Below are 19,795 nucleotides of genomic sequence, written 5' to 3' on the forward strand. Positions count from 1 at the left end.
TTTGATGCCGTCTGAAATCAGTCTGCGCCGCTTTCGAGGCAGTCGAGTGCCGCACGGAGGGCGGATACGCCGATTTGCCCCGGCGCGGAGTTTTGCGTTCCCGAACCGAACGTGATGCTTGAGCCGAACACCTGTCCGGCAAGCCGGCTGACCGCACCCGTCTGCCCCATCGACATCGTAACAACCGGTTTGGCGACAAGCTGTTTCGCTTTGAGCGTGGCGGAAAGTAAAGTCAGCACATCTTCCGCGCTTTGCGGCATCACCGCAATTTTGCAGATGTCTGCGCCGCAGTCCTCCATCTGTTTCAGACGGCATACGATTTCTTCTTGCGGCGGCGTGCGGTGAAACTCATGATTGCAGAGCAGGGCGGCGATGCCGTTTTTTTGAGCATTCGCTACAGCGCGCCGGACGGCGGTTTCGCCGGAAAACAGCTCGATATCGATAATGTCGGGCAGGCGGCTTTCGATCAGCGCGTCGAGCAGTTCAAAATAATAATCATCCGAACACGGGAACGAGCCACCTTCGCCATGCCGTCTGAACGTAAACAGCAGCGGTTTGTCGGGCAGCGCGTCGCGGACGCTCTGCGTGTGGCGCAATACTTCGCCGATGCTGCCCGCGCATTCCAAAAAGTCGGTGCGGAACTCGACGATGTCGAAGGGCAGGTTTTTGATTTGGGGCAGTACGGCTGCAAGTTCGGCAGCAGTGCGGGCAACCAGGGGTACGGCGATTTTGGTGCGTCCGCTTCCGATAACGGTATTTTTGACGGTAAGGCTGGTGTGCATGGCGGTTCAGGCGGCTGGCGGGAAAAGTAAGGGCGCCATTATAGCAAAGGAGGGGCAATGTTTCAGACGGCATTCGGTCTGAAGCGGATGGTAGCCCCCGAAAGGCAAACATGCGATAATGACCGACCGATTCATATTCCGCGCCGCAGCCCGTGCTGTGCCGCATATTACATACCGCATTTGTTCCGGAGGAACCCTCATGTCAGACGATAAAAGCAAAGCCCTTGCCGCCGCCTTGGCGCAAATCGAAAAAAGTTTCGGCAAAGGCTCCATCATGAAAATGGACGGCAGCCAGCAGGAAGAAAATCTCGAAGTCATTTCCACCGGTTCATTGGGTTTGGACCTGGCACTCGGTGTCGGCGGCCTGCCGCGCGGCCGTATCGTCGAAATCTTCGGTCCGGAGTCGTCCGGTAAAACCACCCTCTGTCTTGAGGCGGTCGCACAGTGTCAAAAAGACGGCGGCGTGTGTGCCTTTATTGATGCGGAACATGCCTTCGATCCCGTTTACGCGCGCAAGCTCGGCGTCAAAGTAGAAGAGCTCTACCTTTCCCAGCCCGATACCGGCGAACAGGCTTTGGAAATCTGCGATACGCTTGTGCGCTCCGGCGGTGTGGACATGGTGGTCGTCGACTCTGTCGCCGCCCTCGTCCCCAAAGCCGAAATCGAAGGCGACATGGGCGACAGCCACGTCGGACTTCATGCGCGGCTGATGAGTCAGGCTTTGCGTAAACTGACCGGACACATCAAAAAAACCAATACCCTGGTCGTATTCATCAACCAAATCCGCATGAAGATCGGCGTGATGTTCGGCAGCCCCGAAACCACCACCGGCGGCAACGCGCTCAAATTCTATTCTTCCGTCCGCCTCGATATCCGCCGTACGGGTCAGATTAAAAAAGGTGAGGAAGTCATCGGTAACGAAACCCGCGTTAAAGTTATCAAAAATAAAGTCGCCCCCCCGTTCCGTCAGGCAGAATTCGACATCTTGTACGGCGAAGGCGTAAGTTGGGAAGGCGAGTTGATTGATATAGGCGTGAAGAACGACATCATCAACAAGTCCGGAGCCTGGTACAGCTATAACGGTGCGAAAATCGGTCAGGGCAAAGACAACGTCCGTGTTTGGTTGAAGGAAAATCCTGAGGTTGCCGATGAAATCGATGCGAAAATCCGTGCATTGAACGGCGTGGAAATGCACATCACCGAAGGAAAATTGGACGAAACCGACGGCGAGCGTCCCGAAGAATAAAATTTGAAATCCCGATAAACGGTACTTCTGTTGCGAAGTACCGTTTTTTTGTGCCGCCTGCCGGCTTGGTTTATTTTGTCCGGATTCGGTCGGTATTGGTTTTCAGGCCGGATGGTGTTTGAATATGCGGGGGGTATCGGCATTGTTTGATATGGAATCCCGATTAATATCGTTTCCGTTCGGCAGTGCGCGTTGCCAGCCAGCAGACGGATGAACCGAGGCAGACCATTGCCGCGCCCTGCCAAAACTCGACGGGAAGGGGCGTTTGCAGTAGGAAGGATGAAATGCAGGCAGAAAAAATCGGGATGAAATAGGATGCGCCGGCAAGAACGGTCATGTTGCCGCGCGAAATGCCGATGTTCCAAACGGCATAACCCAAACCCAGACAGGATGCGGCGGCGGTTGTGTAGAACAGTGATGCGGTATCGAAATTCAGGCTGCCTGTGCCGTCTGAAAAGTATTTTGCCCACAAGATGCATGAAACGAGCAGGAAAAAGAAGCCGACGGCGTTGCCCTGTGCTTTGATGCGTGCGGTCAGTGTGCAGTATGCCGCCCAGAACAGCGCGTCCGAAAGCGCCATGATGTAGCTTGTCGGATTGGTGCGTATGTTGGCTATCATTCCGGAGACGGAAAATCCACCTTCTCCGCCCAATACGACTGCGATACCGGCGAAAGACAGGATAAAGCCTAAGGCAATCCACCATTTCGCAGGCTGCCTGTTGAACAGGACGGCGCCGATAATGGTAAAGGTTGGCCATAAGTAGTTGACCATGCCGACTTCGACGGTTTGGCGCGCGTTTCGGGCGTAACCGACGGACAGCGACAGGCACAGTTCGCATCCGACGAAGAAAAGGCTTGCCCAAAACAGGTAGCTCTTGCTGAAGCGACTCAGATTCGGCCTGCCGAAAATGATAAAAATCAATACGGCAGCCATGCTGTACATCATCGCTGCACCGCCGACCGCGCCCATATGCAGGCTGACGGTGCGGATGAGTCCGATGACCGAACTCCAAAAGGCGACGGCAAGCAGCCCGACGGCGGTCGCCTGTTTGGGTGTGAGGTTTTGTTGTAATCTGGAAAGCATGGTGCTTAAAGGAAAATTTTGTTTAATATACCGACAGTATCCGCACGCGTATTCTCTGTCAAACGGAAAATGCCGTCTGAACAAGGTTTCAGACGGCATTTATATTTTTGCAGCGTCAGTCGGATCAGCGGAAGAAGTCTCCCATGCCTGCAGGCAGCCCTTGGGTGAAAGCGCCCATGGTTTTGCCGGTGGTTTCTTCAGCTTTGTCGGAGGCGGCATTGAACGCGGCAAGGACAAGGTCTTCGAGCATTTCTTTGTCGTCTGCGGCTTCCTGAATCAGCTCGGGGCTGATGTCGATTTTGCGGACGACATGGGAACAGGTCATCACGACTTTAACCAAGCCGTTGCCTGCTTCGCCTTCTACTTCGGTTTCGGCAAGTTTCGCTTGCGCTTTTTTCATGTTTTCCTGCATTTGCTGCGCCTGTTTCATCAGGCCGCCCAATCCGGCTTTTCCGAACATACTGAATACTCCTGTTTGTGTTTGAATGAATGAGGGAAACGGCAATGCCGTCTGAAAGTGTTCAGGCGGCATTATATCTGTTTACGGTCGGTTTGCAGCCAATTCCAGAGATTCAGGTTCCCATACGGCTTCAAAAACCTGCAAAAGCCGACGCGCGGTTTCGTCTGCTTCGAGCAAATCCTGTGCCTGCCGCCTACCTTCAAGTTGGATGCGCCGGCGGCGCATGTCCGGAGTTTCCCAGCCTGCGTCGTCGCGCCAGGGCTCGGTTTGCAACTTCAACGGCAGGCCGTAGGCTTCGGCAAGCGTGGTTCTGATTTTGTCGAGCCGCTCTTTGTTGGTCGTGGTGCGGGCTTCGTCGGTCAGCGAAAGCATCATCAGATGGCTGCCTGCATCGTATTGTGTCCATGCAGCGTGTTGCGCCAGCATTTGCGCTGCGCCGAGTTTGCGGGCGAAATGTCGGACGATTGCCGCCCAGTTTTCGGTGGAAAACTCAGGAGGTGGGGCGAATTGCGTACCGTCTTCGTCGTTGCTGCCTTCGTCGTCGTTGTTTTCTTCTTCCGCCTCTTCTTCCGCCTCTTCTTCTTCCGCATCGGCAGGGACGGCGTATTCCCAATCCGGCGGCGGGGGCATTTCTGCGCCGTCTTCTACGGGGTAGCCATCATCCGGAAAGTCGTAACTGTAGAAAGGTTCTGCAGGGGCTTCGTGCGCAAATGCTTCCGTTTCAACGGCTTCATCATTCGGTGTTGTCTGAATGGGGTTTTCAGACGGCATTTCGGATAAGTAAGCCCCGGTTTCGTTGTCGGCTGCTTCGTTCTTGGAAACTTGATTTTCAGCCGATGTTTCGGCTTTGTTTGCGGAAGGGCGGTTTGCCTCTGTTGTTTCAGAGTTTGTTTGAATGCTTTCCGCTAACTCTTGCACGGGCACGTCCGATACGGTTTCTGCATCGTTCGGCACATCTTCCCAAGGCAGAACATCGTTATTTCCCTGAGCGGAAGCCGATTCGGCAACCTTGTTTTCAGACGGCATTGCCGGCGTGGATGCCGTCTGAACGGATGTTTGGGCGGTTTCTGCCTTAGAGGGAAGCGGCTTTTTTGCGGCCGCCTCCTTTTCGGCGGCTTGTGCCGATGGGGATTTTAATTCTGTATTTTCAATCACGGCATTTGCCTCACATGAGGTTGCCGCCAACGGTGTAAACGCCAGCATACGCAGCAGGGTCATGACGAAGCCGGCGTATTCGTCGGGTGCAAGGCTCAAATCCTGTTTGCCGCGGATGGCGCATTGATAATAAAGCTGGATTTGTTCGCCGCTGAGTGTCTGGCTCAGCGGCAACAGCACACCGCGATCAGGGTCGTCGTGTGCCAAAGCGGATGACACCGCCTGTATCAAGGCTAGGTGTTGCAGCAGCATGGCCAGTTCGCCCAAGGCATTGTCAAAGCCGACGGCACACGCAGCCATTTCCTGCGCTTTTGCCAGCAGGGCTTCGCCGTCTTGGTTGATGATGCCTGTCAGCAGTTCGTACAGGTATTGTTTATCGACCGCACCGATCATTTGGCGGACGTCTTGTTCGGCAACGCTGCCCGAACCCATGGCGATGGCTTGGTCGAGCAGGCTCAGGGCGTCGCGCATCGAGCCTGCGGCGGCACGTCCCAAAAGTTGCAGGGCGGCAGGTTCGTAGGCAATTTTTTCGCTGTCGAGGACGTGGGCAAGGTGGTCGGCAACCTGCTGCGAAGTCATGTTGCGCAAGACAAATTGCAGGCAGCGGCTCAAGACGGTAACGGGAACTTTATGCGGATCGGTCGTGGCAAGGATGAATTTGACGTGTTCGGGTGGCTCTTCCAGAGTTTTGAGCATGGCGTTGAACGCGCTTTTGGAAAGCATATGCACTTCGTCGATGATATAGACTTTGTATTTGCCGGCGGTCGGTGCATATTGGGCGTTTTCCAATACTTCGCGGATGTTGTCGATGCCTGTGTTGGAGGCGGCGTCGATTTCTAGCAGATCGACGTAGCGCCCGGCATCGATCTGTGTACAGCTTTCGCATACGCCGCAAGGTTCGCCGTGTTGCGCGTTTTCGCAGTTGAGGCTTTTGGCAAGGATGCGGGCGATGGTGGTTTTACCTACGCCGCGTGTACCGGTCAGCAGGTAGGCGTGGTGCAGCCTGCCTTCGTCCAGCGCGTTGCGCAAGGCTTTGACGACGTGTTCCTGACCGACTAAGTCGGCGAAGGTTTTCGGACGCCATTTTCGTGCAAGAACTTGATAAGCCATATTTTTCTCTTTGATTAAGCGTTTTGTCCGTTCGGGACGTATCCGGGCGCGTATTCTAGCATTTTTCGAACCGGCTCACGAAGGGGTTCACTGTCCGCGTAAAAACAAGGCATCCAATTCTTTTAAAGTCAGTTTGACCCATGTCGGACGGCCGTGGTTGCATTGGTTGCTACGCGGTGTGTTTTCCATATCGCGCAGGAGCGCATTCATTTCCGGCAGGGTAAGCCGACGACCGGCGCGGACGGAGCCGTGGCAGGACATGGTGGCGAGGATGCGGTTTTCGTGTTCTTCGATGGTTTGGCTGCTGCCGACTTGGGCGAGTTCGCCCAATACATCTTTGGCCAGTGAAACGACGTCGGCTTTACCGAGCATGGCGGGAACTGCGCGGACGGCAAGGGTATTGCCGCCTATGTCGGACAATTCCAAGCCGAAGCCTACCAGTGCATCAGCATGGTCGGAGAGGGCGGCGCATTCTTCGTGGGATGCGGCAAAGGTTACGGGAATAAGCAGGCGTTGGCTTTGCAGCTTGCCGTTTTCCTGACGTTGGCGTTTCATTTTCTCGTAGTTGACGCGTTCGGCGGCGGCGTGCATGTCGATGAGCAGCAGGCTGTCTTCAGCTTGGGCAAGGATGTAGATGCCTAGTAATTGGGCAATGGCAAAACCGAGCGGCGGCAGTTCGGATTGGGATGGGATGCCGTCTGAAAGTGGCGTATCTGTTTGGGGAGTAGGCGTTTCAGACGGCATATTGCCGAAACGTGCCTGTTCGAATTGGCTTAACTCAAGGTCGATGTCGTCGGTTTTTTTGTAAAGCTCGGCGTAAGTATTCATGGCCGCGCGGCTTTCGCGCAGGGACAGGCTGTGTTGTTGCGGCGCACGCGCGGCTTGGTAAGGCATGGGTGCGGTTTTGCCTGATGAACCAAAGGCATTGCGTGTATCGGGTTTGTTACCTGTCGGGTAGTTAGATGCGCTATCAAACAGATTTTCACTGTCGTTTTCAGACGGCATTGGGGCAGGCGTAACGCCGGTAATGTCATGCAACACTTCGCCTGCGTTGCTGACGCTTTCGGTCAGGTCGGCGCGTGTGTCGGCAAGGGCTTTGTTGAGCGTGTGGAATACAAGTTGGTGCACCTGCTGGCTGTCGTGGAAGCGGATTTCTGTTTTGGTCGGGTGGACGTTGACATCTACGGCTTCGGGCGGCAGGTCGAGAAAGAGGACGAAAGCAGGCGTCAGTGCGTTATGCAATACGTCGCGGTATGCCTGTTTGACAGCATGGAGCATGACTTTGTCGCGCACGAAGCGGTGGTTGACGAAGCAATATTGTTTGTCGGTTTTGCCTTTGGCGAAAGTCGGCTTGGCAATCGCGCCGTAGAGCCGCAGCGCGCCGTTGCCGCTGTCTATTTCTAAGGATGCCGTCTGAAAGTCTTCGCCGACAATGGCGGCAATCCGTTCATGCAGGCTTTGGGCTGGAAGTTTGAACACTTGTTTGCCGTCGCGTTTGAGTGAGAAGGCGATGTGCGGATGCGCCAGCGCGAGGCGTTCGAACATGGTGGCGCAGTGGGCGTATTCGGTGTTTTCAGATTTGAGAAACTTGCGCCGCGCGGGGGTATTGAAGAAGAGTTCGGCGGCTTCGATGGTGGTGCCGACGGGGTGAGCGGCGGCGGTGGGGCTGCTGAGTTTGCCGTCTTCGGCTTTGACTTGGGTCGCGTGCGCACTGCCGTCTTGGCGGCTGGTCAGTGTCAGGCGGCTGACGGAGGCGATGCTTGCCAAGCCTTCGCCGCGAAAGCCCATGCTGGCAACGTGTTCCAAATCATTTAAGGTTTTGATTTTGCTGGTGGCGTGTCGGTGTAGCGCGAGTTCGATGTCGTCGGGGTGGATGCCGCTGCCGTTGTCGCTGATGCGAATCAGGCGGATGCCGCCGCCGGCCAGTTCAACATCAATCGCCGTTGCGCCTGCATCGATACTGTTTTCAACGATTTCTTTCAAGGCGTTGGCAGGGCGTTCGACCACTTCGCCGGCGGCGATTTGGTTGACAAGATGGTCGGGCAGGGCGGCAATTCGGGACATGGCATGGGCTTCCGTTTCAAAAAACGCTTCATTCTATAATAAAACCCCTTACCTTTCTGCCTGTATTCTTGATAAAAGCCGTTTATCCCGTTTGGAAAATACCAGTATAATCACGCCATATTCCGTAAAATTGGAGCACAAAGATGTATCACTACCAATCCGATGCCACACAATTCCTCAACCGCCTGATTGAAGAAAAACCTGAGTTGGAACAGCAGCGTTTGGAAAACAGGGGGCTTTTGTGGGATGTCGAACTCAATCCCGAAGAACAGGAAAACTTCGAGGCGGCAAAAGTAGCGAAAAAACCTTATACCTATTACCAAGACTGAACCCGCCGAAATGACGACCAATCTGTCCAATGTCGCACCGGACCTGCAAAATTATTTGAACGCCATCGGCGAACCCGAACATCCCGTTTTGACGCGGCTGCGTGAGAAGACCGGGCATCACCGTATGGGCAAAATGGCGATTGCGCGCGAACAGGCGGCGGTTTTGGTTTGGCTGGCAAAGCTGATTCGCGCGGAAAAATATCTGGAAATCGGCGTATTTACCGGATACAGCAGCACCGCGCTTGCATTGGCACTACCCGAACACGGGCGGATTACCGCCTGCGACATCAATGTAACCTTTACCGATACGGCTCGTCAGGTTTGGAATGAGGCCGGTGTGGCGCATAAAATCAGCCTGCACCTGCAACCCGCATTGCTGACATTGGATGATTTGATTGCACAGGGTGAAGCCGGAAGCTACGATTTGGCACTGATAGACGCAGACAAACCGCCCACGCCGCAATATTTCGAGCGTTGCCTCAAGCTTGTCCGACAAGGCGGCATCATTGCCATCGACAATATTTTGTTGAACGGAAGGGTGATGCGCGAAGCTGCTTCCGATGCGCCGCCCAGCGTCGGCATCCTCAAAGATTTCAATCAAAACCTGCCGAACGATACGCGGATTGTCCCCATCACCCTGCCCGTCGGCGACGGTTTGACCCTGCTTCTGAAAAAATAATGAAGATCAAATTACCGCTTTTTATCATTTGGCTGTCCGTATCCGCCGCCTGTTCTTCCCCTGTTTCCCACAATATTCAGGATGTGCGGCCCGAACCGCAGGCAGAGGCAGGCAGTTCGGACGGCATTCCCTATCCCGTTCCGACATTGCAAGACCGTTTGGATTATCTGGAAGGCAAAATCGTCCGGCTGTCGAACGAAGTGGAAACGTTAAACGGGAAAGTCAAAGCACTGGAGCATGCGAAAACACACCCTTCCGGCAGGACATACGTCCAAAAACTCGATGACCGCAAGTTGAAAGAGCATTATCTTGATACAGAAGGCGGCAAGGTGTCCGTGTATACCGGCCCGACTGCGCAAAGCCTCTATAATCAGGCGCTCAAACACTATCAAAACGGCAGGTTTTCTGCCGCAGCCGCCTTGTTGAAGGGGGCGGACGGCGGAGACGGCGGCAGCATCGCGCAACGCAGTATGTACCTGTTGCTGCAAAGCAGGGCGCGTATGGGGAACTGCGAATCCGTCATCGAAATCGGGAGGCGTTACGCCAACCGTTTCAAAGGTACCCCTGCCGCACCGGACGCAATATTCAAAATCGGCGAATGCCAATACAGGTTGCAGCAGAAAGACATTGCAAGGGCGACATGGCGCGGACTGATACAGGCTTACCCGGGCAGCCCGGCGGCAAAACGCGCCGCATCAGCCATACGCAAACGATAGTTTTTCCATTTTTCCGCTTTTTACCCCATCCGCACCAAGGAGGATTTATGATACAAATCGGCATCATCATGGGCAGCAACAGCGATTGGCCCGTTATGCGGCAGGCAGCGCAGTTTCTTGAAGAGTTCGGCGTAGAATATGAGGCGCGCGTCGTTTCCGCACACCGCACTCCGGATTTAATGTTCCAATACGCTGAAACCGCACGGGAGCGCGGCATCAAAGCCATTATCGCGGGTGCGGGCGGCGCGGCGCACCTGCCCGGCATGGTTGCCGCCAAGACCACCGTCCCCGTTTTGGGCGTACCCGTCCCCAGCAAATACCTGCGCGGCGAAGATTCGCTTTTATCGATTGTACAAATGCCCAAAGGCGTACCCGTCGCCACATTCGCCATCGGCGAGGCAGGTGCGGCCAATGCGGCATTGTTTGCCGTTTCCATGCTGGCCAATGAAAATCCCGAACTGGCGCAAAAACTGGCAGACTTCCGAGCCAAACAGGAACAGGCTGTTTTGAATATGGAATTGGAACAGATTTAAAACCTGCCGTCCGCGAATACACAAATGCCGTCTGAAGCCTTGTTTCGGGTTTCAGACGGCATTTTTCCATCTTATTCCGCTGTTTCGGTCAGCGATGAGAACACTTCAAAATAAGTCGGGAAGGTTTTATGGGTGCATTTCGGGTCGTTGATGACGACGGGTGTGCCCAACAGGGAAACCAGCGAGAAACACATCGCCATGCGGTGGTCGTCGTAAGTGTCGATGACGGCGTCGGGTGTCAGCGTTTCAGGCGGGGTGATGTGAATTGCTTCGGCTTCTTCAACGACTTTTGCACCGAGTTTGCGCAACTCGTTCGCCATTGCGGCGATGCGGTCGGTTTCCTTGACGCGCCACGAACCGATGTTGCGAAGCGTGCAGGTTTGCCCTGTAGCAAGCGCGATGATGGCGAGGGTCATGGCGGCATCGGGGATATGGTTCGCATCCAAATCAAAGGATTGGACGGCACGTTCTTTCGGGCGCGAGACTTCGACGAAGTTTTCTCCCCAAACCACGTCCGCCCCGATTTTTTCCAGCTCGCGGGCAAAGGCGACATCGCCCTGTATGCTGTTTGCGCCGATACCGGTAACGCGGATAGGCGTGGCGGCAATCAAACCGGCTGCGAGGAAGTAGGACGCGCTGGAGGCATCTCCTTCGACGTGCAAGTGTTCGGGCGCGTGGTAGTGTGCATCGACGGGAATTTTGAAGACGCAGTAGTCTTCATTGGCAACCTGTACGCCGAATTGCGCCATCAGTTTTAAAGTAATGTCGATATAGGGCTTGGAAATCAACTCGCCGACCATACGGATTTCAAATGCCTGTCCGGTCAGCGGCAGCGCCATTAAGAGGGCGGTCAGAAACTGGCTGGACACATTGCCTTTAATCGGAATCACGCGCTCGCCGCGGTCTTGACGTTTGCCGATATGAAGCGGCGGATAGTGTTCGTTGCCGAGATATTCGACATCGGCGCCGGCAATCCGCAACGCATCGACCAAATCGCCGATGGGGCGTTCGTGCATACGAGGCACGCCGTGCAGATGATAATCGCCGCCCAAAACAGCCAGCGTGGCGGTTAGCGGACGGAACGCCGTGCCCGCATTGCCTAAAAACAAATCGGCAGTCCGATTGGGGAAACGTCCGCCTGTGCCGTGAACTTTCAGACGGCCTTCGGCAAGATATTCGATTTCAACGCCGAGTTTATCGAGCGCTTCCAACATACGGCCAGTATCGTCGGATTTGAGCAGGGAATGGATTTCACAAGTATTGTCGGACAGGGCGGCGAGCAGCAGGGTGCGGTTGCTGATGCTTTTGGATCCGGGCAGGGCGACGGTAGATGGTTTGAGCGAGGCGGCAGGGAGGCGGAGGGATTCGGTCATAGCAAAACGTAAAACGTAAAACAGAAATAGGAAAGCAGCCATTATACTGAATACGGATGCCGTCTGAAAAACCGGGATACCGGCATTTTTAAGCAGGAAACCGGGAAACTTGGTTTTTTGTGCTGAAAATTTATTATTTGTGAATTTTTTGTTTCTAAAATTTTTTTGCCGGCATATTTTCGGCTTTTGTTGCGGACAGATGACGTTTGCGGGCGGTACGGTACGATTGCCAATTTCATAGAATTTGGTAGAATAGCTGCTGTTCAACGATAGACAAGCCGCCGATTTTCCGGGCGGCTTGTGTTTTTATTTTAATATCCGAACACACAAAGCAAGACGGTACGCGGGATGCTTCCTGCCGCAAACCGGTGTGCCGGAACATGGAGAATACGATCTTATGCAAAAAATCCCCCTGACCGTACGCGGTGCGGAATTGCTGAAACAGGAATTGCAGCAGCTTAAAAGCGTGGCACGCCCCGAAGTGATTGAAGCGATTGCCGAAGCCAGATCGCACGGCGATTTGTCCGAAAACGCCGAATATGAAGCCGCCAAAGAACGCCAAGGTTTTATCGAGGGCCGCATTTCCGAGTTGGAACACAAACTTTCCGTTGCCCATATTATCAATCCGACCGAAATCCATGCCGAAGGAAAAATCGTGTTCGGTACGACGGTTACGTTGGAAGATTTGGAAACGGAAGAACACGTTACCTATCAAATTGTCGGCGAAGACGAAGCGGATATCAAACAGGGAAAAATCTATGTCGGCTCTCCGATTGCACGCGCCCTAATCGGCAAGGAAGAAGGGGATACGGCGGAAGTTCAGGCTCCGGGCGGCGTACGCGAATACGACATTATCGAAGTCCAGTATATTTGATTCGGCGGTAAAATGCCGTCTGAAGGCCGACCTTCGGTTTCAGACGGCATTTTCCATACGGCTCCCCCTTTTCACGTTTAGGTTAAACATGCTATATTTCCGAATCTTTTAAACTGTTTTCCACGAGGTGGCGAAATGAGCGAAACTGCTAAAATCAAAGTCAACGACTTGCCTGAAGATGCAGAAAAACCAAACGAAGAAGTCGAATTGCCCGTTGCCGGCGACGATAAAAAAGGCGGACACAGCGAGGGCGGCTGCTGCGGTGCGTGCGGCGGCTGATTCGAATCCGTCGAATCGGGGCATCTGAAAAGTTTTGCAAAATTTTCAGGTGTCCTTTTTTATTTCCAAAGTAAATGAATGAAATAATGCGGCTAGAAGATTTATTTGACCATGGGCTTGTGGTAGATTCGGTACCGTATTTGATATGATTTTAACAAATCGGGAGGGGCAATGTTTTGGTATGTAGTCGGCTTTTTCGCCTTTATCGTTTCGCTGCTGTCGCTGTGGGTCAATGCCAGCGCATTCGGCATGCAGGAAGACGATACCCCCCAATCGGATTATGAAAGACGTTTGGGCTTGGGTGCGAAGTTGAAAAACAAAAATACGCCGGATACGGAAGAAAAGCAGCAATAAAGATATGAAATGCCGTCTGAAAGATTTTCAGACGGCATTTGCTTTGAAGCATGGGAGACATCAAACATTCATCTCATGCTCAAATGCGTTCAGGATTCGGCGTACTTCATCCGCATCCTTAACCGTTCGGACGCGGTCAAACAGCGTTTGCGCCGGGTCGAACGTTTTTTTCATCATGCCCAGCCATTGCTTAAGACGGGCGATCGGGTATTTATTGTTTGCCTCTTTTGCCAGGCATAAATCGAAAAAGAGCCGTATCCATTTGGAAATTTCGGCAAAATCGGTATCCGTAACTGGCAGGCCGCTTTCATATTGCTTGATTTGACGCGCCAAATCGGGGCGGATGACCGCGCCCCGCCCCAGCATGACGCTGTTGCAGCCGCTGATTGTTTTGATACCGATATAGTCCTGCAGGCTGAAGACATCGCCGTTGGCGGTAACCGGGATATCGACGCTGTCTCGGATTTTCCTTATCCATTCCCAATGCGCCGGCGGTTCGTAACCCTCGGCTTTGGTACGCGCGTGTACGGTCAGTCCGCATGCGCCCCCTTCGGCAATCGCACAGGCGCATTCCAAAGCAGGGCTTTTGTCTTCATAGCCGAGCCGCATTTTCCCCGTCAGCGGAATATGTGCGGGCAAACGTTCGCGCAGCGTTTTGACGATGTGGAATATCAGTTGCGGCTCTTTTAAAAGGATTGCGCCGCCTTTGTGTTTGTTGACTGTCGGAGCGGGGCAGCCGAAGTTCAAATCGATTTTGTCCGCGCCGAAACGTACGGCTTCCAGCGCATTCTCCGCCATATTGTCCGCATCGCTGCCCAAAAGCTGGACGGTGCAGGGCGTGCCGGAAAACGTTTTGTTTCCGTTGGCGATTTCGGGGATATATTTTAACCATGTGGCGCGGGAATGCACGGTATGGGTAATGCGTACAAATTCGCTGACGCATTCGTCGTAGCCGCCTATCCGTGTCAGCAGGTCGCGCATCACATCATCTATCAGACCTTGCATAGGGGCTAGTACCAATCTAGTATTTTCTTTTAAATTAGTCATTTGTCTGTTTTATAATAATTTTTATAAAATTCTCTTGTGTATTTTATCTGTTTTTATCTGTTTATTTTGTGCTTTATCTGTTCTTTTGTTGTACCATAATTGCACCATTAAATATTTATTCCGCATGGTGCAAAATGGCTACTATAACAAAACGTACAAACCCTTCAGGTGATGTTGTTTACAGGGCGCAGGTGCGTGTGAAAAGGGAGGGCTATCCTCCATATTCGGAAAGCCGTACTTTTTCTAAAAAATCGCTTGCGACTGAGTGGGCAAAGCGGCGTGAATTTGAGATTGAGTCAAATCCTGACCTGCTTTTTAACGATGGCAAGCGTGAATTATGCCCTACGCTCAGGGAGGCTGCAAAGCGGTATGTGGACGAAGTTCGGACGAGTTACAGCGAAACAAAGCTTGGGGTTATCAATTTTATTTTAAATTTTGATATAGCCGATAAGCGGTTGGACAGGTTGACGCGTGCTGATTACTCTGCTTTTGCCTTTGCCCGGCAGAAGGGTTGCCCTGAACTTGGTATTAAGCCGGTGGTTGCTTCTACGATTAACGGCGACTTGCAGTATATGCGCTCGATTATTAAACACGCGCATTTCGTTTGGGGGCTTGATGTATCATGGGCTGAGATCGATGTGGCGATGGAAGGTTTGCGTAGGGCGCGTGTCATCGGCAAGGCGCGCCGGCGTGATCGTCTTCCCAATAATGATGAGCTTTTGAGATTAACGGTTTATTTCTTGAGGGTTTGGCGGCGTGTGGTTGTTAATCCGAAACGTCTGCCGATGCACTTGATCATGTGGTTTGCGATTTATTCCTGCCGCCGTCTTGATGAGATTGCGCGATTACGCTGGTCTGATTTTGATGAGGCAAACCGTCTTTGGCTGGTGAGGGATTTGAAAAATCCAAGAGGGAGCAAGGGCAACGACAAGGCTTTTATGGTATCGGACGAGGCAATGGCTGTAATTAATTTGATGCGCTCTCCTGAGGTTGTGCGGCAAATGAATGTGCACGATAGCGACTTGTTTCTTGGTGGTTATAAGGGCAGAAGTGTCGGCGCTTTGTGGCAGCGCGCGTGTCGTGAACTGAAGATTGAGGATCTGCGGTTTCATGATTTGCGCCATGAGGGTGCGACAAGGTTGGCTGAAAAGGGTTTGTCGATTCCGGTGATGCAGCAGTTCACGCTTCATGGAGATTGGGAGAGCATGAGGCGATACACCAATCTTCGGGCAAGGCCGCCAGTGCTGGAGATGATGGATGCGCTGCAAAAGGCTGATGGGATTGTTCGGGCTGAACAGCCTGACCGCTCTTTTTTCGCCTGAAAAAAAATGCCGTCTGAAGGGCTTTCAGACGGCATTTCCGTTTACAGGCAGGGATGGGTTAAATATCTTTTTTAAGCGGCCTTTTCTGCCAACGTTTGACCAATTTTTCAAAGTCCTGAAAATTGGTTGAATGACCTTTTTCGCTATTTCGTATTGATTCGACAGTTTGACACATCCACTTCCAGTCCCGCAAAATGATATTATAATACGAACGTTTGTAAATCTCTTCGTCAATAATGCCGATGTTGATACCTACCGCGACAAATTCGCGGTAATTCAGCAAATCCAAAATCGCTTTTCTTTCGTCCGGATATTTTTCTTTATCCAAATATTGATGCAGGCTGGGAAAATCATTGCCTTTCACCAAGCCGGTGATAATATATGCCGCATCATTTAAGGTTTTGTTTTCACGCTGACGCAGGATCAAATCCACGGTGGCCATGCGGCGGTTGTCTCTTTTGGTATTCCAAACGGACAAAGCGGTAAATCCCAATCCGATGAAAAGAATTACCGCTTGTGCAATCAAAAGGCCGTCTGACAGGCTAATTGTCATCGTACCCGTCCTGATAGGTTATCATTAAGGCAAAGCAAACGTTTTTCATAGCAAATCCTTAGAAAATTACACGTTAAAAAATGTTGCTGCTTTCACCAGTCAACGCCTGTCGTGAGATATTACTCTGTCTATACTAAAGTATCACCGACCAAAAATCAACCAATCCGTACAAACGGTTTGGTAAAATACCACATTCTAATATGTGATTAAATTTAGGGTATGTACCGCCCTTATCAAGTACCCTCTGTGTCTATCCGTGTGGATTTTTATAGATTTATGTAAAAATGCCGTCTGAAGCTATGTTCAGACGGCATTTTTTAATTTCGTACCCTTGCCCATTCGTCTTTCGCCTTGCTTTCGATTTGGTCGAGCCATTCAGCTAAGGCTGATACGCTTACAAATTTGGGGCTTTTCTTGTTTCCATCTGCTGAGATTACCGGCCACGGCAAGCTTTGTGCACTTGCTTTTCTTCGTGCCACTTCGGGGCTGAGGTTCAAATATTCTTTTGCCACGGTTTCCAGGGGGATGTGGGTATTGCCGTGTATCAGCATTAATCTGGTTTCTGTCGGCATTTTTGACATTTTCTCTGTCCTTGGTTGATTCTGATTTGTCTGAGTTTCTGCTTTTTTTACGGCCTGAAGATATTCAGCCGGCCGCCCCTCCGAAAAGAGGCAGGCTGCAAGGGAAGTAGTGTTTTTTTCCGTATTTCTCTGCCTGTATCAGGTTGCACAGGCGGTCGCAAAAGCCGTCAAATTCGGTATGTGGCCAGCCTTCTATTTCGTTGACCATTTTGCTGAACCTCAATTCCCCGGCAATACGCTTTGCCACCGCGTCACGGCATTCGTGTTCCAAGAGGACGGGGTCTTCCTTTTCCTTTGGCGGTGCGGGCTTTTGAACGGTTTGCCACGAGTCGGCTTCAATCTGCCAAGTGTCGGCGGAGAGCAGGGTGTCTGTTTTGCAGTCGTACAATTCGCGGATGCAGCCGCTGTCGGTTTTGTCTTTGTCGATAACCAGTAAAAGCACTTCGATCGGCGTGTCTTCAAACGCGTTTTGTATGCGGTTGAGTTCTGCCAGCCGGTTACCGATGATTTCGCGGAATCGCTGTTCGCTTTTGCGGTAGGCGATGCCGGGGAACAGGATGAAGAATCCGAAGCGGCGGGCGTTTTCCAATCCTTTTAAAACGAAGATTTCATCGACTACGCCCGATTTCTTCCACGGGTATTCCTGTGCGATGCGGCTTTTTTCGTCTTCGCTCAAATCCTTTAGCTTGATGGAAAACGGCGGATTCATGACGGCGCAGTCTTGCGGTTCACTGTTGGGATAAAGGAAAAGGCTTGTGTTGCGCACGCTTGCCGATGGGTAGTTTTGCAGTAAGGCGGAACAGGCTTCGGCCTGTATCTCCACGGCGTGAAATTCAGACGGCCTAATATACTGTTCCAGCTGCCCGCTTCCTGCCGCGCCGTCAAATACGCTCGGGTGTTCGCCACAGTATTGGCGGACTTTGGCGGCAACCAGCCGTCTCAAGCTGTCGCCTGTGATATATTCGGCGTAGCCGTCGGCTTTTTTACGGTTGTTGTGTTCTTGAAACGTCATGGGTTTTCGTCCATTCTTTGGCTTGTTCGGGTGTGGCAAAGCGTTTGCGGATTCGGTGTGTGCGGTGCAGTTTTCCGTCTTCGCCGCGCTGAAAAACGCTTATTTCGCCGCGCCAGCAGTCGTGCCGTTTGTGTTTGATGCCGTGTTTGAAACCTTTTGTGCTGGAGTCGTGATACACGCAGGTTCGAATGTGTGTTCTCATGCCGCCGCTTCCCGGTGCATTAGGCTAATCAGGTTTGCTGCCCGCTTGAAATGTTTCGTCCAATTAAAGCAGCTAAAGCCCGTGCCGTTGTCGCAATGTCGGATGATATTTTCTGAATCCTTGACAGCTTGAACCAACGCGCCGCCTTTCTTAGCGGCAAGCATCTGTTTTGCCGTCGGTCTTGTTGCTACTGATTGCATTTTGTTTTCTCGATGTTTTGATGCCGTTCTCTCAATGCCCAATCATAAGGCTGTATCTCTCACGCGGTCGCCGAATTTAAATTGATTGGTCATGATTCTTTTCCTTTATGAGTATCTTGCCATTTTCCAAACAGGTAATCCCATTCGTACTTTGGAATTGGGCGGCATCCAGGCAAGAGGTTTTGCCAGTCAAAGTCGGCAGGTGGTTCCATTAAGTATCCGGTTCTGATTTTTTCAGCACCTTTTTGAAGTTCGCTTTCATAGTTTGGCGTCACGACGCCTTTTGGTGCATCGTCATCCAATCCCGCCCAAATAAACTGAACAGGAATGAAAGGGCCTATATGCCATGACGCAAAAATCTTGCCGTTACTGTCTTTTTCAGTAATCATTGTCGGAACGTCTATTCCAACTTCCTTTAGATGCTCTTTTTCGGTTTTCAAAGCCTCATCTTTAGGCATCGTTTTTAGGATTGGATTCTTCGCTAGAGGCCAACATAAGCCATTCTTGTTTGGTTTTTTCCATCCTTTAGGAATGTCAGACGGGAAGCAAAAACCGGCTATTCTTCCGTCTGTCCACTCTCGCAAAATTGTGTCATGCGGTAAGTTTTCATCCTTCCATTTAAGCCATGTTCTACGTTTTTCCTCTCTTTCCTTCCAAGAGTTTCGCAATGCTTGTGCGACTGGGCTGTTGTTATCCTCGATTAGATAAATTGTCATATCTGTTGTCATGGTTGGTTCCTCTTAATTCAGAATTGGATGTCGTTTGATTCATCATCAGCGGGCGCGGAAGGTGCTGCCGGTGCTTGTCGGCACGGCTGCTCAGGCGGTGATACGGTGTTCGGGATGGAAGCTCATTCCTTACCATCCAATACTTCCGCGTCGCCGTGTATCCATCGGTAGTCTTTCAATTCTTCGGCTTCGCGTTGTCTGATTTCGGCGGCGATTTGGGCGTTCAACTCGTCAATCTCTGCCTGTTTGTCAGCGATGGCTAAGCGCATAGCGGTCAGGCTGTTTTCAGCCTTGACTTGCACTGCGGCTTCTGATTGCGGTTGGCAGGCGTAGATGCCGGCGGCTGCGACTGCGAGTAAGGCGGTGCGGATCAAGTATTTCATTTTGATTCCTCATTATTGGGGTAACGGCTTAATATCAGGCAGCGTTTTTGAGGTTGTCTTTTGTCAGACAGATGAGCGCCTTTCTGACGGCGGCAAAGGGGGTTTTGTACTCTGGCTCTATGCCGACAAGTAGCTCCCCGTCTGTGTTGATGATGTCGCATCCGTAGCGTTCTGTGGGGTAGCCGTAGTCGTTTTTCCCCTGTTCTGCGGTTACGCGGATGTCTATGCTGTACTCTTCGATGATGTTCATATGTGTTCCCTGGTCGTGCTGGTTTGCTATTAGTAGCCTTGTTGCTTCGGGCGGTTTTAAAGTTTAGCCGCCGCCGTTGCCGCCGCCTGTGCGACGGCGGGGTATCAAATCGGGCTGATGAAGTGCCATGTGTCGGCGTTCAGGGCGATGCGGCAGGCATCTTGGTAGTTGCCTTCCACTTCTTTGAGCATCGGGCTGCCTACCCACTCTATCCATGCCCGTTTCTTTTGGCCCCTGCTTTCTTCCATAATTCGGCCTACGGTGCTTTCTTGCTTGGTGTTCCAGTCGTTGAACCGCATGATATTTGCTAGATGTTTCATTTTGTTTCCTTTGAGTTGTTGTTTGTTTCGATGGGCGAAGTATAGCAAAGCTAAACAATAAATCAATAGCAAAGCTATACTCATTTTGCTATATTTTGCTATATTTTTGATTATTAAAAGAATTTATTTTTGAAATTTCGCAGGCACAAAAAAACCGCC

The 19,795-nt window shown here is 52.0% G+C and carries 24 protein-coding genes and 1 pseudogene; 9 read left to right on the forward strand and 16 right to left on the reverse strand.

Features of this window, described 5'->3' with window-relative positions; translation table 11 throughout:
- Positions 1–17: 17 nt before the first annotated feature.
- The gene (gene aroD, locus DQM57_RS02560) at positions 18–782 is read right to left on the reverse strand and encodes a type I 3-dehydroquinate dehydratase (protein WP_111726657.1); all 765 of its coding nucleotides are present in this window, start codon (positions 780–782) and stop codon (positions 18–20) included.
- Positions 783–981: 199 nt separating this feature from the next.
- On the opposite strand from aroD, the gene recA reads away from it, so the two are divergent.
- A complete protein-coding gene (gene recA, locus DQM57_RS02565) occupies positions 982–2,028 on the forward strand; it encodes a recombinase RecA (RefSeq protein ID WP_107960220.1) in 1,047 nt (348 codons plus the stop codon).
- Positions 2,029–2,191: 163 nt separating this feature from the next.
- On the opposite strand, the gene yddG is transcribed toward recA, so the two are convergent.
- The 4 genes from yddG to mutL form a co-directional block, all read right to left on the reverse strand.
- Positions 2,192–3,112 (reverse strand): aromatic amino acid DMT transporter YddG, encoded by a 921-nt coding sequence (gene yddG, locus DQM57_RS02570; RefSeq protein WP_111726659.1) that lies wholly within the window; start codon positions 3,110–3,112, stop codon positions 2,192–2,194.
- A 124-nt stretch (positions 3,113–3,236) separates the two neighbouring features.
- On the reverse strand, positions 3,237–3,572 hold the full coding sequence (locus tag DQM57_RS02575; RefSeq protein WP_107859161.1) for a YbaB/EbfC family nucleoid-associated protein: 336 nt from the start codon (positions 3,570–3,572) through the stop codon (positions 3,237–3,239).
- A gap of 81 nt (positions 3,573–3,653) precedes the next feature.
- Positions 3,654–5,837, reverse strand: coding sequence for a DNA polymerase III subunit gamma/tau (gene dnaX, locus DQM57_RS02580; protein ID WP_111726661.1), 2,184 nt, complete (start codon positions 5,835–5,837; stop codon positions 3,654–3,656).
- A gap of 87 nt (positions 5,838–5,924) precedes the next feature.
- On the reverse strand, positions 5,925–7,901 hold the full coding sequence (gene mutL / locus DQM57_RS02585; RefSeq protein WP_111726663.1) for a DNA mismatch repair endonuclease MutL: 1,977 nt from the start codon (positions 7,899–7,901) through the stop codon (positions 5,925–5,927).
- A gap of 143 nt (positions 7,902–8,044) precedes the next feature.
- Here mutL and DQM57_RS02590 point away from each other — a divergent pair, with 143 nt between their 5' ends.
- The 4 genes from DQM57_RS02590 to purE are packed head-to-tail and all read left to right on the forward strand — an operon-like array spanning position 8,045 to position 10,158.
- Positions 8,045–8,230, forward strand: coding sequence for a DUF3460 family protein (locus tag DQM57_RS02590; protein WP_002213027.1), 186 nt, complete (start codon positions 8,045–8,047; stop codon positions 8,228–8,230).
- Between the two features lie 10 nt (positions 8,231–8,240).
- Positions 8,241–8,909, forward strand: coding sequence for a class I SAM-dependent methyltransferase (locus DQM57_RS02595; protein ID WP_107859157.1), 669 nt, complete (start codon positions 8,241–8,243; stop codon positions 8,907–8,909).
- The gene (locus tag DQM57_RS02600) at positions 8,909–9,625 is read left to right on the forward strand and encodes a tetratricopeptide repeat protein (RefSeq protein ID WP_111726665.1); all 717 of its coding nucleotides are present in this window, start codon (positions 8,909–8,911) and stop codon (positions 9,623–9,625) included. The genes DQM57_RS02595 and DQM57_RS02600 overlap by 1 nt, the downstream gene beginning before the upstream one ends.
- 47 nt (positions 9,626–9,672) lie before the next feature.
- Complete coding sequence (gene purE, locus DQM57_RS02605; RefSeq protein ID WP_111726666.1) at positions 9,673–10,158, forward strand: 5-(carboxyamino)imidazole ribonucleotide mutase; 486 nt, start codon at positions 9,673–9,675, stop codon at positions 10,156–10,158.
- A gap of 71 nt (positions 10,159–10,229) precedes the next feature.
- Here the strand turns inward: purE and aroA are convergent, their stop codons facing one another.
- Positions 10,230–11,531: a 3-phosphoshikimate 1-carboxyvinyltransferase gene (aroA, locus tag DQM57_RS02610; RefSeq protein ID WP_111727614.1), complete on the reverse strand. Its 1,302-nt coding sequence runs from the start codon at positions 11,529–11,531 to the stop codon at positions 10,230–10,232.
- Between the two features lie 397 nt (positions 11,532–11,928).
- On the opposite strand from aroA, the gene greA reads away from it, so the two are divergent.
- From greA to DQM57_RS02630, 3 genes are all read left to right on the forward strand, one after another.
- Positions 11,929–12,405 carry a transcription elongation factor GreA gene (gene greA, locus DQM57_RS02620; RefSeq protein ID WP_003709053.1) on the forward strand — a complete coding sequence of 159 codons (477 nt, stop codon included), beginning with the start codon at positions 11,929–11,931 and terminating at the stop codon, positions 12,403–12,405.
- A 135-nt stretch (positions 12,406–12,540) separates the two neighbouring features.
- Positions 12,541–12,684 (forward strand): hypothetical protein, encoded by a 144-nt coding sequence (locus DQM57_RS09760; RefSeq protein ID WP_107859152.1) that lies wholly within the window; start codon positions 12,541–12,543, stop codon positions 12,682–12,684.
- Between the two features lie 171 nt (positions 12,685–12,855).
- Positions 12,856–13,038, forward strand: a complete 183-nt coding sequence (locus DQM57_RS02630; protein ID WP_003674521.1) for a hypothetical protein — start codon at positions 12,856–12,858, stop codon at positions 13,036–13,038.
- Between the two features lie 60 nt (positions 13,039–13,098).
- On the opposite strand, the gene DQM57_RS02635 is transcribed toward DQM57_RS02630, so the two are convergent.
- Positions 13,099–14,085 (reverse strand): tRNA dihydrouridine synthase, encoded by a 987-nt coding sequence (locus DQM57_RS02635; RefSeq protein WP_111726670.1) that lies wholly within the window; start codon positions 14,083–14,085, stop codon positions 13,099–13,101.
- Positions 14,086–14,219: 134 nt separating this feature from the next.
- On the opposite strand from DQM57_RS02635, the gene DQM57_RS02640 reads away from it, so the two are divergent.
- Positions 14,220–15,407 (forward strand): site-specific integrase, encoded by a 1,188-nt coding sequence (locus DQM57_RS02640; protein WP_111726672.1) that lies wholly within the window; start codon positions 14,220–14,222, stop codon positions 15,405–15,407.
- Positions 15,408–15,465: 58 nt separating this feature from the next.
- Here the strand turns inward: DQM57_RS02640 and DQM57_RS02645 are convergent, their stop codons facing one another.
- From DQM57_RS02645 to DQM57_RS02680, 9 genes and pseudogenes are all read right to left on the reverse strand, one after another.
- On the reverse strand, positions 15,466–15,960 hold the full coding sequence (locus DQM57_RS02645) for a DUF4760 domain-containing protein (RefSeq protein ID WP_111726674.1): 495 nt from the start codon (positions 15,958–15,960) through the stop codon (positions 15,466–15,468).
- Between the two features lie 317 nt (positions 15,961–16,277).
- The gene (locus DQM57_RS02650; RefSeq protein ID WP_231992121.1) at positions 16,278–16,532 is read right to left on the reverse strand and encodes a pyocin activator PrtN family protein; all 255 of its coding nucleotides are present in this window, start codon (positions 16,530–16,532) and stop codon (positions 16,278–16,280) included.
- A gap of 73 nt (positions 16,533–16,605) precedes the next feature.
- Positions 16,606–17,553, reverse strand: a complete 948-nt coding sequence (locus DQM57_RS02655) for a DNA methyltransferase family protein (protein ID WP_167395519.1) — start codon at positions 17,551–17,553, stop codon at positions 16,606–16,608.
- Positions 17,525–17,755: a hypothetical protein gene (locus tag DQM57_RS09595; protein WP_167395520.1), complete on the reverse strand. Its 231-nt coding sequence runs from the start codon at positions 17,753–17,755 to the stop codon at positions 17,525–17,527. Before DQM57_RS09595 ends, DQM57_RS02655 begins: the two co-directional genes overlap by 29 nt.
- Positions 17,752–17,937: pseudogene (locus DQM57_RS10055) on the reverse strand (hypothetical protein); the annotation flags it as partial. The gene DQM57_RS09595 and the pseudogene DQM57_RS10055, both read right to left, overlap by 4 nt.
- 107 nt (positions 17,938–18,044) lie before the next feature.
- Positions 18,045–18,683, reverse strand: a complete 639-nt coding sequence (locus DQM57_RS02665) for a hypothetical protein (RefSeq protein ID WP_111726680.1) — start codon at positions 18,681–18,683, stop codon at positions 18,045–18,047.
- A gap of 122 nt (positions 18,684–18,805) precedes the next feature.
- Positions 18,806–19,066 (reverse strand): NGO1622 family putative holin, encoded by a 261-nt coding sequence (locus DQM57_RS02670; protein ID WP_111726682.1) that lies wholly within the window; start codon positions 19,064–19,066, stop codon positions 18,806–18,808.
- A 34-nt stretch (positions 19,067–19,100) separates the two neighbouring features.
- Positions 19,101–19,316: a hypothetical protein gene (locus DQM57_RS02675; RefSeq protein ID WP_111726685.1), complete on the reverse strand. Its 216-nt coding sequence runs from the start codon at positions 19,314–19,316 to the stop codon at positions 19,101–19,103.
- A gap of 104 nt (positions 19,317–19,420) precedes the next feature.
- A complete protein-coding gene (locus tag DQM57_RS02680) occupies positions 19,421–19,636 on the reverse strand; it encodes a hypothetical protein (protein ID WP_111726687.1) in 216 nt (71 codons plus the stop codon).
- Positions 19,637–19,795 lie beyond the last annotated feature (159 nt).

Source organism: Neisseria cinerea, assembly GCF_900475315.1.
In the GTDB taxonomy this organism is placed as follows: Bacteria; Pseudomonadota; Gammaproteobacteria; order Burkholderiales; family Neisseriaceae; genus Neisseria; species Neisseria cinerea.

Excerpts from the sequence above, each read along its gene's own strand:
- aroD (WP_111726657.1), bottom strand. The coding sequence starts at position 782 with ATGCACACCAGCCTTACCGTCAAAAATACCGTTATCGGAAGCGGACGC.
- recA (WP_107960220.1), top strand. The coding sequence starts at position 982 with ATGTCAGACGATAAAAGCAAAGCCCTTGCCGCCGCCTTGGCGCAAATC.
- yddG (WP_111726659.1), bottom strand. The coding sequence starts at position 3,112 with ATGCTTTCCAGATTACAACAAAACCTCACACCCAAACAGGCGACCGCC.
- DQM57_RS02575 (WP_107859161.1), bottom strand. The coding sequence starts at position 3,572 with ATGTTCGGAAAAGCCGGATTGGGCGGCCTGATGAAACAGGCGCAGCAA.
- dnaX (WP_111726661.1), bottom strand. The coding sequence starts at position 5,837 with ATGGCTTATCAAGTTCTTGCACGAAAATGGCGTCCGAAAACCTTCGCC.
- mutL (WP_111726663.1), bottom strand. The coding sequence starts at position 7,901 with ATGTCCCGAATTGCCGCCCTGCCCGACCATCTTGTCAACCAAATCGCC.
- DQM57_RS02590 (WP_002213027.1), top strand. The coding sequence starts at position 8,045 with ATGTATCACTACCAATCCGATGCCACACAATTCCTCAACCGCCTGATT.
- DQM57_RS02595 (WP_107859157.1), top strand. The coding sequence starts at position 8,241 with ATGACGACCAATCTGTCCAATGTCGCACCGGACCTGCAAAATTATTTG.
- DQM57_RS02600 (WP_111726665.1), top strand. The coding sequence starts at position 8,909 with ATGAAGATCAAATTACCGCTTTTTATCATTTGGCTGTCCGTATCCGCC.
- purE (WP_111726666.1), top strand. The coding sequence starts at position 9,673 with ATGATACAAATCGGCATCATCATGGGCAGCAACAGCGATTGGCCCGTT.
- aroA (WP_111727614.1), bottom strand. The coding sequence starts at position 11,531 with ATGACCGAATCCCTCCGCCTCCCTGCCGCCTCGCTCAAACCATCTACC.
- greA (WP_003709053.1), top strand. The coding sequence starts at position 11,929 with ATGCAAAAAATCCCCCTGACCGTACGCGGTGCGGAATTGCTGAAACAG.
- DQM57_RS09760 (WP_107859152.1), top strand. The coding sequence starts at position 12,541 with ATGAGCGAAACTGCTAAAATCAAAGTCAACGACTTGCCTGAAGATGCA.
- DQM57_RS02630 (WP_003674521.1), top strand. The coding sequence starts at position 12,856 with ATGTTTTGGTATGTAGTCGGCTTTTTCGCCTTTATCGTTTCGCTGCTG.
- DQM57_RS02635 (WP_111726670.1), bottom strand. The coding sequence starts at position 14,085 with ATGACTAATTTAAAAGAAAATACTAGATTGGTACTAGCCCCTATGCAA.
- DQM57_RS02640 (WP_111726672.1), top strand. The coding sequence starts at position 14,220 with ATGGCTACTATAACAAAACGTACAAACCCTTCAGGTGATGTTGTTTAC.
- DQM57_RS02645 (WP_111726674.1), bottom strand. The coding sequence starts at position 15,960 with ATGACAATTAGCCTGTCAGACGGCCTTTTGATTGCACAAGCGGTAATT.
- DQM57_RS02650 (WP_231992121.1), bottom strand. The coding sequence starts at position 16,532 with ATGCCGACAGAAACCAGATTAATGCTGATACACGGCAATACCCACATC.
- DQM57_RS02655 (WP_167395519.1), bottom strand. The coding sequence starts at position 17,553 with ATGACGTTTCAAGAACACAACAACCGTAAAAAAGCCGACGGCTACGCC.
- DQM57_RS09595 (WP_167395520.1), bottom strand. The coding sequence starts at position 17,755 with ATGAGAACACACATTCGAACCTGCGTGTATCACGACTCCAGCACAAAA.
- DQM57_RS02665 (WP_111726680.1), bottom strand. The coding sequence starts at position 18,683 with ATGACAACAGATATGACAATTTATCTAATCGAGGATAACAACAGCCCA.
- DQM57_RS02670 (WP_111726682.1), bottom strand. The coding sequence starts at position 19,066 with ATGAAATACTTGATCCGCACCGCCTTACTCGCAGTCGCAGCCGCCGGC.
- DQM57_RS02675 (WP_111726685.1), bottom strand. The coding sequence starts at position 19,316 with ATGAACATCATCGAAGAGTACAGCATAGACATCCGCGTAACCGCAGAA.
- DQM57_RS02680 (WP_111726687.1), bottom strand. The coding sequence starts at position 19,636 with ATGAAACATCTAGCAAATATCATGCGGTTCAACGACTGGAACACCAAG.